Source organism: Dyadobacter diqingensis (assembly GCF_024220585.1).
Classification (GTDB): domain Bacteria; phylum Bacteroidota; class Bacteroidia; order Cytophagales; family Spirosomataceae; genus Dyadobacter; species Dyadobacter diqingensis.
The window spans coordinates 784,229-800,551 of sequence record NZ_JAMXKF010000002.1 but is presented as its reverse complement, the minus strand read 5'-3'; the positions used below and the strand labels follow the sequence as shown (position 1 = coordinate 800,551).

Below are 16,323 nucleotides of genomic sequence, written 5' to 3'. Positions count from 1 at the left end.
GTACTAATACAAAATTAACCTAAAATCTGCATAGAAAACACACAATGAAAACACACAAATTCTTCACACTAGTGGCTTTCTTTCTTGCTGCCACGCTGAGCGCTTCGCCCGTGTTCGCACAGGTAAAAATCGGTACGAATCCGACGGTGATTGATGCAACAAAAAGCCTAGAAGTCGAGGCTTCAACAACCGGAAGAAAAACGAGTATTAATAAGACAACAGGCCAGGTTACAATTACCGACGGAACGGAAGGAAATGGAAAAGTTCTTACCTCAGACGCTAATGGAAATGCAAGCTGGCAGCCATCGTATACGCTTATTTTAATGGCGAACAATCCCAATACGCTTCAACCGACCGGATATATGTGGTCACCACCAATTCCATATGTATCTGGTGACGGCTCCACCTACAACGCAACCAACGGAGAATTTACGGCTCCATCCGACGGGTTTTATCAATACAATTACAGTCTTGAAATTTTAGGAACGGCTGGTGAGCTATTTACCATCGAACTTAGTAATCTGGATATCGAAGATGGTGGTATTCGATACAGTTCTTCAACGTGGAACCCGCGTTCAGTCAATGGAATCAAATATCTGACAGCAGGGGAAAAAATCAGCCCCAAAATATACCGGGGAGGGGGCTTCAATTTTACGAGTGCCTGGAAAGTAAGGAAGCTGTCGGTTGTAGTATTCAAGCTATAAGGCGTTTTTTCTCAATTCTCACAACACTGTCTTCTTAATCCAGTAATCAACAACCGTAAACATTTTATTCAATGAACAAAAAAGAAATAGTTATAAAAGCTTTGACCGCGCCACCTTGGAGAGGACAAACGCTCAAAACAGCGGTGTTTGCATCCGCCATGTTATTAGCCTCTTCGACTTTGTTTGCACAGGTAAAAATCGGTACAAATCCGACGACGATTGATGCCAATAACAACCTGGAAGTGGAAAGTTCCACAGTTGCTAATAAGGTATTTATCAAGAAAACCGGGAAAGTCACTATTGCTGATGGGACGCAAGGAGATGATAGGGTTTTAACTTCGGACGTAAGTGGAGAGGCTAGCTGGAAAACGCCGGCTGCACAAAATGTTCCGGTTGTTTTTGCCGTAACAAAAGGGTCTACTGATGCGAATCAGACCATCTCTGCAAGCGTATTTAACAAGATAAAGTTCTACAATGCAACCTTTGATAAAAACACCACATTCGATTTAGTTAATGACAATTTCACCGTACCGTCGGGGGGAACAGGTTACTATCAGGTTAATGGTAACTTCACAACTGCAATTATATCCACTCTACAAGGTATATACTTCTACATCTATGTGAATGGTACCTTTTTACGTGAACTCTGTGTAGGGAATGCTCCGGCAGGGTCCGGCGTTGCAGCTTCCGGTTCAGCGATTGTTAAATTAAATGCGGGTGATGTCGTGGATGTACGTGTGAAGGGAAACGGTGTGAGCAGCGCTGTCACCCGAGCATTTTTAGACGTTTTCTTGATTTCAAAATAGACCTAGCACCACTATTTAAAATTGAACCTGGCTAACACCGATTTGCAATCGATGTTAAATGGAACGTTTGCAACGCGTTTTTAAAAATAAAGTGGATTCCAAATGCGGAACTTAAATAACATACACATTTAAAAATCAAACAAATGAATAAAAAATACAACAACATTGTATACGCCCGCAAACGGGATTGGATGCAGATTTCGGGACTCGTTATGCTACTGGGCCTGATGTTAATGGTTTTCGAGGTTCGTGCACAGGAAGGAAGCCAGGGTAATACCACCATTTTCGGCGGTGCCGAAATGACCTTTTTCGGTAACCATAATTTTCTGGCACCTGCGGGTGGAGCACAGCCTGGCGTAATCCTTACCGAGCGTGCTACTGCGACCATCAGTTATCTCAATTTCTTTGGCAACGGACTCACCAGCACAGGCGCGGACGATGCCAACTACGTGGATGGTTATGTGCGGAAATATGGAACAGGTCAGTTCATTTTCCCTGTTGGAGACAATGGCAACGTAGGGCAATTTGCAGCTTCGGCGGATGGTACCAATGGTGCTTATTTCCATGCAGATGCGAGTGTTGCTATCACCAATGATCTTTTTACCGGGGCTAATTATCCGGTGCTGCCAGCAGGTGGGTTGCCAGCTTTTCCAAGAACCAGCAAGCAAACCTCAATTGGGAATATTGACGCGGTTGAATATTGGGATATTAATGGTGCAAATGCGACCCCGATTACCCTTACCTGGGATGCGGGAAGTAATGTCGCAGCACTCACGTCTTCTACGCTGAGCAAGCTTGTCATAGTCGGATGGGATGCGACTGCATCAAGATGGGTAAAAATACCAGCCACTGTTGACGTGACATCAATTCTGGGTGGTGCGAGTAGTTTGACAGCCGGTTCTATTACCACCACTGCAAGTATTGTTCCTGATACTTACTCCATATACACGCTAGCCGCTGCGGTTCCGGACCTAACACCAACTTTGCGTATCACTCCCGCTCAAATTGTCGGTAATAATAAGCCGATCAATGTGCGTGTGGTCGTTGCGGAGATCAATGGGGTTCAAACGTCGGGTAACATCTTTGTAACCATCCCGGTATCATCACACTATACTGTGAATACCTACAATTCTGCTCAGACCACATCAACGGGATTGCCTGTTCAAAACACGCAGTGGGCCTATTTGGGGATTTCAGGTAGCAACCATGTTTTCAGGTATGGTGGAACAGCGGGCGTAACTACGCTTGCAGCAAGTGGTTCGAGTGCGTTCGGTTTCTCCCTTGCATACAGTGCTAATACACAGTCGGGCACAGAAAACATTGTCGTTTCGATTTTCGACGGCTCTGGTGGAGAACTGAACTTCCTCAATAACAAGGACAATGAAAATATCAACTTCAGCTATTAATCAGATGATTTCTATGAAAAAGTACATTTTATCCATTATGTTTTTTGGTGCATTGACGAGTGTTTATGCACAGGATCCGCAACTTTCTTCTCCGACAGTAAGTCCGGCCCCGGCAGTAAACGGGGGACCAATTACAGCTACACTTAACTTTCAAAATGCATCGTCTCTGCCGATCAACAACCCCGATCCGGTTAACAATATGACTGTTATCAGTATCAGTCTCAATAAGATGAAGCCAACGCTGGATGGTGACGGTTCACCCGTTGTAACTGGTGCTGGTGCTGCGTATTTCACCTGGGTAGCAGAATGCTCGGGTACCTGTGCACCAGACGGCTCCTCGGATGCGACAGATGTCTGGTCGGTTTCAGGTTTTCAGAATCAGGTTATTCCTGGTCAGCCGGATCCTTTTACAACAATAGGAGGGCCAATTCAGATTGCAGGGATCGTGACGGCACCTTCGACTCCTGCACAGGCCAATGCAAACAACGGCAGCGGTTATATTGCCAACATTACCCCTGGTGCAGGAGGTGATATCGATCTTTCTCCGGCAAGTAACTCTGTGTCAACCTATACCAACACGGTGGTTCCGCCTGTTGCGACGGCAGACGTTCCAACGACAGCGCATGACACAAATATCACAATTGACGTTCTTGCAAATGACACGCCTGGCGATGCTCCAATTGCTCCCGGTACGGTAAAGCTTATTGATCCGGTCAGCGGAAATCCAGTAACGACAGTCACAGTTCCCGGTGAAGGTGTTTATACGGTGAACGCGAATGGCACGATCACCTTCGATCCTGAGCCTGGTTTTTCGGGATTAGCGACCCCAATCAAATATACAGTAAGTGATACAAACGGACAGACGTCCAGCCCGGCAAATATAACGGTAGATGTAGGCGTTTTACCAGTGACATTGATTCGTTTCAATGCGGCAAAAGAAGGGAAAACGGTACAGCTTAGCTGGGCAACTACGGAAGAGACTAACAGCGACCGTTTCGAAGTGGAACATAGTCTCAGTGGAAAAGTTTGGAGCAGAATAGGAACGGTGACATCTCATGGGGAGAGCAATTCGTTGAAAACTTACAGCTTCCCGGATGCCCAACCTGCAAATGGAGATAACTTGTACCGTTTGAAAATGATTGATAAAGACGATACGTATGCATACAGCAGAATACAGAATGTGAAATTTAGCGGGCTCTCTGAGGCGGACCTTTCAATTTATCCTAATCCTGCAACAGATAAGGTCATTGTTCGTGACTTTGCTGCTGTTAAAGAGGTCGTATTAACTGACCTGAGTGGACGTGTAATGCTGAAAACAAATAGTCTTTCGAATGGAGAGATCAGTTTAAAGAACTTTTCAGAAGGTCTTTACATCGTTAAGATTACCCGCTTAGATGGTAGTATTTCAAGTCAAAAAGTAGTTATTAACAAGTAGTCAGGTTTCACACCATACCACATGTTTAAGTGATTCTGAAATGCTCTTCTGATTTTTTCGGAAGAGCATTTTTTACAGATATTTAATTTGTCGCAATTGACATTTGAGATGTAGAAAGTTTAGAGAATAACGCATCAGGATACTTTTAAAAATCATTTGGAGCCGGTTGTAATTTCGAATCAAAAAAGCAGCGGAAAGATCCTGCCTGCCCTATGATTTGGTGTAGCCATAAAGACGCCTACGGGCATACCTTGTTATCATTAAAGTCAATAATTGACCTATCCTTTCATTCAATATTTAAAAGAAGATGAGAAGAATAATGCTGTTTATCAAAAACGATTTTTTTCGGATGGGGATGGCAGCCTCAATAAAACAATATAAAAATAACACCGTCCTTCGGGAAGAGACGGAATGGTCGGGTGTTGAGGAAAATATTAACAACTGTGACATGCTCATTATGACATTTGAATTAGCGTGTCAGGATGATCTGAAAAAGACTGAAAATATTCGCAGAGCATACCCTTCGATTAAAATTGTTTTGATAAGTAATGAAAATGAAAAGGTTATGGCTTTGACATATATGAAGATAGGAATAGAAGGTGTCTGTCTTCAAACTATAAGTGAGGAGGAATTTCATTGGGCTTTGGATAGCATAATTGACGGTAATAAATATGTTTTCGAAGACCTGAACTACTACTTTCTGGATCTGATTTTAAACAAGAATTCGCTAAGGCTACTTTCGCTGAGAGAATCTCATGTGTTGCATCTGCTCTTAAAGGGACGAAGGACTCTTGAAATCTGTCGGGAACTCCAATTAGCCGCGTCAACAGTCAGTACAGTAAAACTTAGGGTATACCAGAAAATGCAGGTGAATAATGTGATTGATTTGGTTGAAAAGATGGCTTCGTATTCCCGATTTTAACAATTAAGAAGACTTTGGGACTTTCAATGGCTACCAATACAACCGGGAATTCCACCGGACGATTGATTTGATCCTGCTCCATCTTCGTAATTCAACTTCTTACAATTGCAGGAGCAGATATTGGCGACCAGTCTCAAATAAAATTTTGCGAGAGAGTTTAACCAGCATCTGAATTAACATTTAATGGTACATTTTGCAGGAGCACTTTAATTATCCAAAAAATGGCGGCAGAGATTATACCCATGCCGCCATTATGGATTACTACAAACAAATCAATTTTCTTTATCATGAACTCCGGATTTTTGACTGAATTCTTGCCGGAGAAAACAAAAGAAAAAGATATTTTCTTTGAACTGTACTATTTGTTAAGCCGGAATTAGTTTGGTGGAAATGCCGATTCTGTTCCAGACGTTGATCGTAATGATCGCCAGGATTACCTGGGCCAGGTAAGATTCTTCCAGCACATTGGCTGCTTGCTGATATGTCGCATCGCTTACATGATTGCTGATCAGGGTAACTTCCTCGGTCAGTGCCAGTATTGCTCGTTCTTCTGTGGAGAAAAATAGTGTGTCGCGCCAGGCGTTCAGCGCATAAATACGCTGTTCTGTTTCACCGGCTTTACGGGCTTCTTTTGTATGCATATCAATGCAAAAAGCGCAACCGTTTATCTGTGAGGCCCGAATTTTAATTAAGTCTTTATGCTTTCTTGTCAGCGGTGTGCTTTCAATGAATTTTTCCAATCCAAGAACAGCTTTGTATCCGGCTGGCTCTGTTTTTTCAATGTTAATTCGCGTTTCCATTTTATTTAATTTATTGTATTGATAACTGTTTGTGTTTTTAATCTATTGATAGTGAGGTTGTCTAATTTGTATTTGGTGTTCTCGGTCAATATTTCAGTTTCTCTGATGTGGGCTCATTTTGCTACATTTGAAAGCATATCGGATAGTTCTGTCTCAATCAGATTTCTGATGTTCTGGTGCGACGTATCGATGGACTGCTGAAATTTTTCACCGTCGAATGAAGCTCCGTTAACAGCAATCACATGAATATCGCTGACACCTATGATATTGAATACGGTCTTTAAATAGGTGCTCTGGAAGTTCATATGCTCGTTATATTCACCCTTTTCATATCCCTGTGCACCTCTTGTAAGCAAAAGCAATAGTGTTTTATTTTCGAGCAGACCAATGTATGGATTCTGCTGGTTGGCCGGGTTGATTTTCCAGGTTTCGTTAACCCTGAGAATCTGATCAATGTACGCTTTAAGGGCACTCGGGACAGACCAGTTGTACATAGGAGCTGCAATGACAATAACATCGGCTTCTCGCAGCTCGGAAATGTAAACATCGCTTGTTTTTAAAGCCTGTATTTCTTGTTCCGATCTCGCTGCCTCCGGTTTGAAAGCGGCTGCAATCCAGCCTTGATTAATATGGGGCACATCAGCGTTTCCCAGTTCACGAAACCGAATGACGGGATTGACATGGATACTTTTCCAGTGCTCAACAAATATTTCAGTGAGTTTTCTGCTTTGCGAATTAAGCATTCTGGCGCTTGAATTGATGACTAGTACTTTCTTCATTTCGATAATTTTTATACAAAAATATTGTCAGACTGGACTAAATTTGTAGACCAATTTGTATAAAAACTACCGCCCAGATGCTGCCTTATAAATCATTAATCCAGGTTGACCGAAAATCTTCTGTAACCCTGTATATTCAGGTTTGCAACAGGTTTATATCCCTGATCACAAACGGTACGCTCCGGCCTTCCGACCTGTTACCCAGTTCCCGAATACTGGCCGGATTAGTCGGAATAAACAGGCACACGGTAAGGCTGGCCTATGACGAATTGATCAGCCAGGGTTGGGCTGAATCCATTGAACGGAAAGGCATCTTTGTACTTTCCCGCCTGCCTGAACTCTCTAATGCTAAATTGCCGGACTCCGGTAAAAACAAAAACTCAGACGGCGCATTTATTTGGACTAACAAATTTGAACATGCGCCACCCAGTGAGAATCTGCAAAGAACCGGTCTGGCAATTGACGATGGTTTTCCTGATGTGCGGCTGGCACCGGTTGATCAGCTCATGCGGGAGTACCGGAGTATTTCCAGAAAATTTTATGGCAGAAACTTTCTGAAATATGGGAGTTCTCAGGGATCGGAACATCTCCGGGCTTCTATCAACAACTATCTTTCTAACACAAGGGGACTGGTGGTGCCTGTTGAAAATATACTAATTACGAAAGGCAGTCAAATGGGTATTTACCTGGCAGCCCGGCTGCTTCTTGATCCTTCTGATTATATCGCCGTTGGAATTTCAAATTACCGCACGGCTGATACTACTTTCAGGCACGTAGGTGCGAACCTTCTGCGGATTCCGATGGATGAGAATGGAATGGATATTGACTATCTGGAATCGGTTTTGCAGCATAAAAAAATAAAGGCGGTATATATCATACCGCACCATCATTGCCCGACGACGGTAACCATGAGTGTCGAGCGGAGACTAAAACTGTTAAATCTGGCCAAGGAATATCGCTTTGCAATAATCGAAGACGATTACGATTTCGATTTTCACTATGACAATAAACCCTATCTGCCGCTCGCGAGTATTGATCACAATCAAAATGTGATTTACATCGGTTCTATTACAAAAACATTTGCTCCTGCCATGAGGATAGGTTTTTTGGTGGCACCATCAGCCTTTATTCAAGCAGCCTCCGCGTTAAGAGAGCTTATCGACAGGCAGGGGGATACCTTGCTGGAAGAGGCATTTGCAGTCATGTTTGACAATGGAGAAATGGACAGGCATTTTCGGAAATCCCTGAAAATTTACAAGCAGCGCCGAAACCTGTTTTGCCAAATACTTAAAACGGATTTTGGTCAACAGATACAATTTAAAATACCGGAAGGCGGGCTGGCCGTATGGTCAAATTTTGATGAAAGCATTGATTTGGCGAAGATGTCTGCTGATGCATTAAAAAAGGGGCTTTACATCGGTGACGGGAGTTTTAATCAGAACGAGTCATTTGTTACAAATGCGATGCGCATGGGTTTTGCGTCACTGGATGAAAAAGAAATGGTGAGAGCGCTCGATATACTTAAAGGGATATTCCGGTAGTTTCCTGGGCCATCCTTTATTTGCAGATTGGTATATTTAACCGCGTTGTCCGTAGGCTAAGTTTGTGAAAAACAAATACAAATTATGGACAATACATATCAGGTTAAAATAGTTGAGACAGATGTTGAAATTCAACAATGCTGGGAAGTTGCTTTTTTATTAAGGCCCCACCTGGATAAAAACAAATGGTCTGCGACGATTTCGGAGATGATGAAAAATGAAAAGTACCGCATCGCCGGAATTGAGGATGGAGGTAAATTTGTTGCGTTTGCCGGATACCGTTTCATGACTTCGCTGCACAGTGGCAACATCATTTATATTGATGATCTGTGCACGCTGGAATCTCACCGAGGGAAAGGATTGGCTTCTGAATTATTAAGATTCGTGAACGCAATTGCTATATCAGAAAATAAGGATGCGGTGGTGCTTGATACCGATTTTCGTAACAATACAGCCCAAAAGGTGTATCTGAAACACGGGTTTGAGCTTGCCGCACTTCATCTGTCGTGCAGTATTAACCCAAATCAGCAATGAAGCGTTTATTTTACAGGTCAGATAATCGATCCGCTTAGGTTACATCCTTGTTTATTCGAATTGTCCGTAGGAAAGGAAATTTCCATACAGACAATTCGAAGATCACGAAAGTTGCTTTTGATCAGCCTGATTACATGAATCGTTTTTAATTGTAAAATGTTCTGTATCAGGTATTAAAATTATTTACGACCTAATATGCGACCCAAACCAAACCTCGTCTTTTAAAGGAACCCGTTTTTAAGGTAATGTAGTTTCTGAAAATATGATAATTACTGCCACCATTCATGACCCTGTTAAAATTGACCAGGTTATCCGGGTTTTGGGCGGTGTAAATGGTCATCATATTGTTTTTGTTGTAGGGATTAACCCAGGAAGTCAATACAGAATATCCTGTCCCTTTGTACTCGTTTTCGGCTATAATGGCATCCGGATTAATGCGAAGCGGTAACTGACCTAAATGTTTTTGTAAGAACAGATTCCCGGAAGGTGTTCCCCAAACAAAGAGGTTATAAGCCGAAACATCCATTTTTAAGGCAGTTGTATCGGCGACTATTGTGGCTTTGGCTAGGGACGGTATTTTGCTTTTGAAATCATTAATGAAATTTTTCAGTCGTGAATCAGCTGCCTTATCCGGCTCATGACTAGCCAGTATAAACAGGATGTTTTCTTTATCGTAAATAGCGCCGCTGACAGGTATTGTATTCACATTCGGCATCCTGAGTTCTTCGGTGTCTGCCATCCAGGAATCTATGTCCTGTTGCTTGATATCTTTAAGTGCCGCCACCACTTTGGGCATAAAATTATCAAGCGTTGGATAAATGTTACGGTTTGCTTCATATTCCTTCAATGCATGCAACAAAGGATTCAGGTAAATCCATCTTTTCCCTTTTTGTAAACGGACAAAATTAAGGTCTGCATACTGCTCGCCGAACTTTTCCGCTGCCAGGCGGCAGGCAATGGCTTCGGTCATATGTTCTTTGATAACCGACATCCAGGAGTGGTAAGCCTGCGCCTTCATAGACTCTTTGACAGGAGCCCACAAATATTCCAGCGGCACGAACTGTGATTCTATTTTTTCGACAGCCGGGTTGGCAAACGAGTGAGCGAATTCGTGCCATAAAAGATTGTATAGGTTAACCACATCAAAAGTCGGTATCCTGATCGCACTTTTTTCGGGAGCTATGATGGCATAAAATTCAGCGTCTTGTTTCTTAAATATCCTGGGACCAAAATTACCCCAGCCCAGGTAATTAATGATGACGTTAAAGTGGATATCTCTGCCGTTTTTTACTCCGCAGTACTTCAATAAGCGGTTTTTCTCATCAAAGTCAGGCAGGTTGTAGGCGAGAGTGGATAAAGAAACATTGTATAAATCCGCATTGGTATTAAAAAACTTAGCGTAGTTGGATCTTAGCGAGAGATCTTTCAAATGAACGCGCAGTGAATCAATGTAAGGATTTTTGGCATTCTCATAAGTAACATCCTTACGCCATTCAAATTCATTGGTGAGATGCAGCAAAAACCACATAGGTTCATCGATGGTCGTGAACAATTTTCCACTTCGCGAATGTCTCTGCATAAACGAAAACGCCGGATGGTTTTTGTAGGGAGCAAAATTGGTTTCTATTTTTTGCTTGTAGTCCAGTTCAATATGATTGATCAGTGGAATACCGGCAATCAGTTCAACGGCATGGTAAAGCTCCACGCGAGGGTCAACACTAAACTTCACGTCGTTTAGTTCAGTGTTAAATTCTTTGAATTTTTCTGGTTTTGAATAACTGGCGTTGGCATAAGACTGAAAATATGCGCATACGACGATCTGTAAAAACAAATGTTTGATTACTTGCTTCATGGCTAATAAATGATGTGAAAAACGATACTAAACTATTATTTTTAAGCTACATAAAATGCCGGTTGATGATATACGTACAACTTATTTGCTCTTAAGTACCCTGGCAGGATTGTTTCTGGCTGCTTTTGCAGTCTGAGACCCGATCAGAAGAAGGGCTAGCATCATAACCAGCAATACACCGCTAAAAAGTTCACTGATGCCGATGGGCTGGTGATAGGCAAAACGGGTCAGGACAATCTTGTCAAAGAACAGATAAGTCACCGGGAGTGCAATGAGGGCTCCAATACCCAGTAGTGCCAGAAATCCTTTGCAAAGAAGATAGACAAGCTCGATTTCACTTGCTCCCAGTACTTTACGAATGCTGATTTCATTAAGTCTGGTTTCGGTGGTGAAAACGACCATCCCTAATAAACCCAGCGAAGCAATACAGATCGCGAGTACGGCGACAAAACCGATGACCTTTACCATCGTGGAATACCGGCTATAAACTTTTTCGATCTGATTATTGTAGAAACGCGCTTCCAGCGGGTGTACTTTGTCAAAACTTTTCCACAATCTTTCGATTTTCGCCATTGTAGCTGCCGGGTCCTGAGAAACGATTTTAAGATTCAGGTAACCGTTCGGCTGACTTTTGGAATAACGGAAGACAACCGGTTCGATCTTGTTTTCGAGCGTGCCATAGTGGAAGTCTTTTAGTACGCCAATGATGGATAGCTTCTGGCCATCGACAGTAACAAACTGCCCCAGGGCTTTTTGCGGATCTTGCCCGGCGATGTTGAAACGTTTTAATACCTGCTGGTTTACAATGACTTCACTTTCGTTTTCTTTGCTGGGACGTAACAGGAAGTTGCTGCCTGAGACCAGGTTGTGCTTGTGGACGGACAAATAATGTTCATCGACCCTGTTCTGCCATACTATTGCAGAATCACCAGGTTTGTATTTCATCAGGGCTCCGTAAGAGGCCCCTACACTGGTAACCATCATTGACTGTGAGATGCCGGTTACCTCCTTAAGTTCTTCCAGTTCTTTTATCAGTACTGCGGGATCTGCTCCTCTCAGTTTAATGTTGAGTACATTCTGTGTTGAAAAGCCCAGATCAAAATTTAAGAGGCCTTTGTATTGACCGTAGCCGATCATCGTTGTAGCGATAAATGCGAGCGAGAGCGTGTACTGCAACACGATCAAGGTTTTACGCAACCCGATATGTTTGAAAAGTTTAAGGCCGGAGGCATCTTTCATCACGGATACTGCATTGATTCTTGACAAAAATACTGCCGGAAGAAACCCTGCGGCAAGGCCGGTAAGCGTAGCAAGGGCAACAAAACCAAGGATGGACTGAAGGGATAGGTCTAACGAGACGAGTTCGGAAATTTCGGGGCTCAGTGCGAGAAATTCTTTGCGTAAAAACAGATATAATCCGAAGGAAATCAGCAATGCAAGCAGGGCGATCATGACCGACTCAGCCATAAATTGTCCTAACACATGACTTTTACGCGCGCCCATGATCTTGCGCATCCCAACTTCACGTGACCGCCGTAGTGCCCGTGCAATGGAAAGGTTGGTATAATTGAAACAAGCCGAAAGAATGATCACGAAAGCCAGCCCGATCAGCACCCAGACTACGAGCGGACTTGTTGCTGCGCCAATGTTATTGGACAAATGGTTTCCGAGTGCAACATCTTTAAGCGGTTGCAGGGAGACCGTTACCTGCTGGCCTATCATGGCTTTGTTTTCTTCCGTGTTAAGTCTGTCTAATGCGCGCTGCGCGTCTTCAGGTGTTTCTCCTTTGGGTAAGGTCAAATACACGTAATTATTCCAGACATTATCCCAGGTGTAAAGATATTCATCTGTTTTTCCGAGTGTTGCATCGGCCGAAGCGAATGATATGAGCGCGTCGAATCTTAGGTGAGAAAGATGAGGAACGTCCTTCGCAATGCCGGTAACCACGTAATTGATGGTGTCGAAACGGACGGTTTGTCCCATCGGATCTGCATCAGCGAACAGCTTTTTTGCTGTTTTTTCAGTGAGTACCAGAGAATAAGGCTCTTTGAGTGCCGATCCGGGATCGCCTGTAACAAGTGGAAAGGTGAAAACCTTAAAAAATGACTGGTCGGCCCAGAGCGCTTCCAGCGGGAAAGCGTTTTGCCCAATTCGTGCATCGCCGGAAAATCCGCTGCGCATGATCGTGAAGTCCTCTACACCCGGGATGGTTTCCCCTAATTTTCGTCCGACCTTAATCGAAGTGGAGGCAACGTCAATCCCGTTTTGACCCGTGGCCTGCTGGTGCGTGATGATCCGATAGGTCCTGTCTTTCTTTTCCTGAAAATCGTCGTATGCATACAAATCGGCGAGAAAAGCGATAACCAGCAGTCCTACGGACATGCTAACGGCAAGGCCGATAATATTGATAAACGAGAACAGTTTATTACGGACCAGACTGCGACGGGACGTTCTGATATAACTGCCAATCATCAGGTAGTGTATCCACAGATTGAGAAAGTCTGGCTTTCTGACGGTGTATGGCCTGAAAAATTTAAGTACATCGATCATATACACCAAGCGTGCATATCTGGCGCCCTTTTTACGCAAATTTCTGTCGAAATATTCATTTAAATCCCCTTCCAGATCTTCTAACAAGCTGGGGCGACAGTACCAGGCCAGAAAAACCTGTGCCCAACGCGGAGGCTGTCCGTTTTCCGAGCTGCCTTTCTTTAGATTCGTTTTCATTAAGCAGTCTCGATGTTAAATCCGGGAATAATGTTCCATAAGCCATCGCGCACCTCTTTGGCGCGTATCAAACCTATTTTGCCCGCCTGTGTTACTTCGTAATAGCGCTTGCGTTTTCCACCTCTGGCGCTGGTAGCTTCGCCCATTCTGCTTTTCACAAGGCCCTTTTCTTCCAGCCGGTTTAGTACCGTGTGCACGACACCAAGTTTGGAAACCCTGCCTGTATGTTTTTCCAGCTCATCGCAAATAGCGACACTGTAGGCATCCTGAACCAATGCAGCAATGGTCAGTAGCACCAGTTCTTCAAATTCTCCCAGGTTTGTCCCCTTCATCAGGCTAGGTTTTCTGGTTATAAAATTTATTAATTACGCAAATGTATGTATAATCGATTTATTAATTCTTGTTTTGTATGTAAAATATTTTTTTGGATGGTGACTGGTTCGTGTTATTCTAAAAGATGGGAAGACTCGGGTTGTCTTTTAGAATGAAATTTTGGTTTCTCTCATTCGAACATCAGCAAGATGCTTCAGTCTTTTTAGGAAGTGTTTTGCAGTTGCTCGTCTGTTTTGTGGCTAATGCGAATATGTATTTTCCAGAATCAACCGAATGTCTGATTCTGGTACAGAATAGATCTGATTAATCAGCCTCAATATATTTGTTTACAAAACCAACCCAGTCTACTCCAAAGGGAACTGTGACATACTTACCAGTCGGGGTGATTAAAATCTTGGTAGGATATCCCTGAATTTTGAATGATTTTTCTACCTTTTTATCGGACATAGCTACCGGGAAATTATAGTTATTTTTACTCATGTAAGCCAGGACCCTGGACTCCGTATCGCGGCATGCAATGGTTAAAAAGGATAGTTTTTTTGACTTATCGGCTATCATCGACTCGTGAAATTTCTGCAAGGCAGGATGTTCTTCCCGACACGGACCGCACCAAGTCCCCCAAAAATCAACCAGAATCCATTGTCCCAAAAGTGATTTGCTTGAAAACGGGCTATTTCCTAAAACAGACAGAGCGATTGGTGGAGAATTTACGGCTTCTTTATCGATACCTTTTTGCCAATAATTATTAAAATTTGCACCGGGCATAACCTCCTGATGTACAGCTTTCAAGTTTTTCTTAAAGGAAGGTTCTACAAGCGCCATTTTCAGAAGCGTTGCCATTAATTGTTGCTTGTCGCTATTTGTGGTGATAAATGCCAGATACTCTTCCTGAAACCCATTTTTTTCTTTCCCCAAAAGCATGTGCATATCATAAAAATACCCGGATGCGTGATTCTTGTCGACCAGGTCCGGGCTAAATTCGAATGCAGCTTTTAGCAAATTTTCTTTTTGCTGCCGATCCTGCACTTGTTCCGATTTTATAAAGTTGACATAGGCATTCAAAAAACGGTACCATGCACGCTTATCCAGATCGGCTCTGCCCGATGAATCGGTTACAATCGGTTGGCCTGCTTTGAGGTTGGCCGCAAGCTTGTCCATCAGTTCTTCTTTCAGCAATTTGAATTCGGGATACTGATTTATGATGCCGAGAATCATTAAACCGTACCGACCTGCTCTGTATCTGTAAATGTCTTGCCCGTCAATTTCAGAGGTTATAAATTGATTGGTCAGACTGGCAATCTGTTTGGGATCATTGGGAGCTTCCTGGATTTTGGTTAGTATAAACAGCGGGCTGGCCTGCTTTCTCAGGATTACGCAGGTGTCGGAAATCATTTTAGCCAGAATTTGAGTTGCGAGGAGTCTTCGTTTTGTCCTCATTTCCAGCTCGGTTTTATCTTCAATGTGGCGCTCGATAAAGTCCTGAGCAAAGCTATTATGAATCAGCTCTGTTGCTAATCGTTCGTAAGCCGGATTGCATGCCAGTTGCTGCACGTTGGCAAACGCGGCGTTCACGTTCGGGCTTTTATTTGTAAACATTTGGAAGTTATTGAAGTAGTCACCTGCCGTGAGCTTTGGTAACTCGGTGTTCTGAGCTTCTGCAAACAGAAAAGCGAAGCAGGCCAGCATTGAAAATATTATTGTTTTCATTGATGAAATTTAATTTTAATAATTATTTCCAACGATGGCGCATTACACAATGACAAATTCCTCTTGCATTCCAGATCAATCTGACTTACAATTGATAGCAGATAATGTTCTGCGGACGGAATAAAGGGGCCTTCAATCTGATCTCTAATAAAGTGTAATCGTTTTGTGATTTACTGATTAGTGTTCCGATAAACTTTACGGAAAGAACCCCGGTAATGTCTTTCATTATCGGGGTTCTCCGTCAAAAATATGATTTTAGCAAAGCGTTATAATCAAAGAATTTTGTGCAAAATCAGTTTAATGACAAGGGTAGAGTCCGGGTGGACATTTGGTGGATATCCCTTTCTTTTTACCAAATTTGGGGAAGCTGTTATCTCTTTTATTTCCCCGACTTTCATACCCACCAGTGCCTCATCGACAGCCTGAGTGGCCTGATTCCCGCCAATAAGTACCTTGACCGGCGTTGTGGTATTCTCATTGGAATACAAAATAGTCCCGTTTCTGTAACGGGTAGTCTCGAAAAGCAAAATTTCCTGACCTGTTTTGGCTTTCGGCCCGTTTCCCTTTTTTAATCTTGTATACTGTAAACCTGAACGGGTGGTGATGACCTTTCCCGGTGAGCAGCCAACAAGCCATATCAATGAAAAAAACAGGAGAGAAATGGAGCAAAATCCACGAGTTCTTAAAGAGAGCTGATTAGCGTAGGAGAACATTTTTAAATCTGACATAGTGAATGATAAAACCGAAAGCTGATCAAATGAAAAAGGTATTTTCATT

Annotated in this window: 14 protein-coding genes; 7 read left to right on the top strand and 7 right to left on the bottom strand. The window is 43.0% G+C overall.

Annotation, left to right across the window (positions count from 1 at the left end):
- Window positions 1-44: 44 nt before the first annotated feature.
- The 5 genes from M1L62_RS08775 (at window position 45) to M1L62_RS08755 (ending at window position 5,273) form a co-directional block, all read left to right on the top strand.
- Window positions 45-704, top strand: coding sequence for a hypothetical protein (locus M1L62_RS08775; RefSeq protein WP_254412661.1), 660 nt, complete (start codon window positions 45-47; stop codon window positions 702-704).
- Between the two features lie 71 nt (window positions 705-775).
- Window positions 776-1,510 carry a hypothetical protein gene (locus M1L62_RS08770; protein WP_254412660.1) on the top strand — a complete coding sequence of 245 codons (735 nt, stop codon included), beginning with the start codon at window positions 776-778 and terminating at the stop codon, window positions 1,508-1,510.
- A gap of 143 nt (window positions 1,511-1,653) precedes the next feature.
- Window positions 1,654-2,916 (top strand): hypothetical protein, encoded by a 1,263-nt coding sequence (locus M1L62_RS08765; protein WP_254412659.1) that lies wholly within the window; start codon window positions 1,654-1,656, stop codon window positions 2,914-2,916.
- Between the two features lie 13 nt (window positions 2,917-2,929).
- On the top strand, window positions 2,930-4,351 hold the full coding sequence (locus M1L62_RS08760; protein WP_254412658.1) for a T9SS type A sorting domain-containing protein: 1,422 nt from the start codon (window positions 2,930-2,932) through the stop codon (window positions 4,349-4,351).
- 307 nt (window positions 4,352-4,658) lie between these two features.
- Window positions 4,659-5,273: a response regulator transcription factor gene (locus M1L62_RS08755; RefSeq protein ID WP_254412657.1), complete on the top strand. Its 615-nt coding sequence runs from the start codon at window positions 4,659-4,661 to the stop codon at window positions 5,271-5,273.
- A gap of 365 nt (window positions 5,274-5,638) precedes the next feature.
- Here M1L62_RS08755 and M1L62_RS08750 read toward each other — a convergent pair whose 3' ends face one another.
- Both M1L62_RS08750 and M1L62_RS08745 read right to left on the bottom strand, forming a co-directional pair.
- On the bottom strand, window positions 5,639-6,073 hold the full coding sequence (locus M1L62_RS08750) for a carboxymuconolactone decarboxylase family protein (protein ID WP_254412656.1): 435 nt from the start codon (window positions 6,071-6,073) through the stop codon (window positions 5,639-5,641).
- A gap of 113 nt (window positions 6,074-6,186) precedes the next feature.
- The gene (locus M1L62_RS08745) at window positions 6,187-6,852 is read right to left on the bottom strand and encodes an FMN-dependent NADH-azoreductase (protein WP_254412655.1); all 666 of its coding nucleotides are present in this window, start codon (window positions 6,850-6,852) and stop codon (window positions 6,187-6,189) included.
- A gap of 77 nt (window positions 6,853-6,929) precedes the next feature.
- On the opposite strand from M1L62_RS08745, the gene pdxR reads away from it, so the two are divergent.
- Window positions 6,930-8,393: a MocR-like pyridoxine biosynthesis transcription factor PdxR gene (gene pdxR, locus M1L62_RS08740; RefSeq protein WP_254412654.1), complete on the top strand. Its 1,464-nt coding sequence runs from the start codon at window positions 6,930-6,932 to the stop codon at window positions 8,391-8,393.
- Between the two features lie 84 nt (window positions 8,394-8,477).
- Window positions 8,478-8,927, top strand: coding sequence for a GNAT family N-acetyltransferase (locus M1L62_RS08735; protein WP_254412653.1), 450 nt, complete (start codon window positions 8,478-8,480; stop codon window positions 8,925-8,927).
- Between the two features lie 190 nt (window positions 8,928-9,117).
- Here M1L62_RS08735 and M1L62_RS08730 read toward each other — a convergent pair whose 3' ends face one another.
- The 5 genes from M1L62_RS08730 to M1L62_RS08710 form a co-directional block, all read right to left on the bottom strand.
- The gene (locus tag M1L62_RS08730; RefSeq protein WP_254412652.1) at window positions 9,118-10,779 is read right to left on the bottom strand and encodes a DUF4932 domain-containing protein; all 1,662 of its coding nucleotides are present in this window, start codon (window positions 10,777-10,779) and stop codon (window positions 9,118-9,120) included.
- 81 nt (window positions 10,780-10,860) lie between these two features.
- Window positions 10,861-13,506, bottom strand: coding sequence for an ABC transporter permease (locus M1L62_RS08725; protein ID WP_254412651.1), 2,646 nt, complete (start codon window positions 13,504-13,506; stop codon window positions 10,861-10,863).
- On the bottom strand, window positions 13,506-13,838 hold the full coding sequence (locus M1L62_RS08720) for a PadR family transcriptional regulator (protein WP_254412650.1): 333 nt from the start codon (window positions 13,836-13,838) through the stop codon (window positions 13,506-13,508). Before M1L62_RS08720 ends, M1L62_RS08725 begins: the two co-directional genes overlap by 1 nt.
- A 304-nt stretch (window positions 13,839-14,142) precedes the next feature.
- Window positions 14,143-15,546: a TlpA family protein disulfide reductase gene (locus M1L62_RS08715; protein WP_254412649.1), complete on the bottom strand. Its 1,404-nt coding sequence runs from the start codon at window positions 15,544-15,546 to the stop codon at window positions 14,143-14,145.
- A gap of 272 nt (window positions 15,547-15,818) precedes the next feature.
- On the bottom strand, window positions 15,819-16,322 hold the full coding sequence (locus tag M1L62_RS08710) for an FKBP-type peptidyl-prolyl cis-trans isomerase (RefSeq protein WP_254412648.1): 504 nt from the start codon (window positions 16,320-16,322) through the stop codon (window positions 15,819-15,821).
- Window position 16,323 lies beyond the last annotated feature (1 nt).

What these genes read in the sequence shown, in the direction of transcription:
- M1L62_RS08775 (WP_254412661.1), top strand. Translation starts at nt 45, where the DNA reads ATGAAAACACACAAATTCTTCACACTAGTGGCTTTCTTTCTTGCTGCC.
- M1L62_RS08770 (WP_254412660.1), top strand. Translation starts at nt 776, where the DNA reads ATGAACAAAAAAGAAATAGTTATAAAAGCTTTGACCGCGCCACCTTGG.
- M1L62_RS08765 (WP_254412659.1), top strand. Translation starts at nt 1,654, where the DNA reads ATGAATAAAAAATACAACAACATTGTATACGCCCGCAAACGGGATTGG.
- M1L62_RS08760 (WP_254412658.1), top strand. Translation starts at nt 2,930, where the DNA reads ATGAAAAAGTACATTTTATCCATTATGTTTTTTGGTGCATTGACGAGT.
- M1L62_RS08755 (WP_254412657.1), top strand. Translation starts at nt 4,659, where the DNA reads ATGAGAAGAATAATGCTGTTTATCAAAAACGATTTTTTTCGGATGGGG.
- M1L62_RS08750 (WP_254412656.1), bottom strand. Translation starts at nt 6,073, where the DNA reads ATGGAAACGCGAATTAACATTGAAAAAACAGAGCCAGCCGGATACAAA.
- M1L62_RS08745 (WP_254412655.1), bottom strand. Translation starts at nt 6,852, where the DNA reads ATGAAGAAAGTACTAGTCATCAATTCAAGCGCCAGAATGCTTAATTCG.
- pdxR (WP_254412654.1), top strand. Translation starts at nt 6,930, where the DNA reads ATGCTGCCTTATAAATCATTAATCCAGGTTGACCGAAAATCTTCTGTA.
- M1L62_RS08735 (WP_254412653.1), top strand. Translation starts at nt 8,478, where the DNA reads ATGGACAATACATATCAGGTTAAAATAGTTGAGACAGATGTTGAAATT.
- M1L62_RS08730 (WP_254412652.1), bottom strand. Translation starts at nt 10,779, where the DNA reads ATGAAGCAAGTAATCAAACATTTGTTTTTACAGATCGTCGTATGCGCA.
- M1L62_RS08725 (WP_254412651.1), bottom strand. Translation starts at nt 13,506, where the DNA reads ATGAAAACGAATCTAAAGAAAGGCAGCTCGGAAAACGGACAGCCTCCG.
- M1L62_RS08720 (WP_254412650.1), bottom strand. Translation starts at nt 13,838, where the DNA reads ATGAAGGGGACAAACCTGGGAGAATTTGAAGAACTGGTGCTACTGACC.
- M1L62_RS08715 (WP_254412649.1), bottom strand. Translation starts at nt 15,546, where the DNA reads ATGAAAACAATAATATTTTCAATGCTGGCCTGCTTCGCTTTTCTGTTT.
- M1L62_RS08710 (WP_254412648.1), bottom strand. Translation starts at nt 16,322, where the DNA reads ATGAAAATACCTTTTTCATTTGATCAGCTTTCGGTTTTATCATTCACT.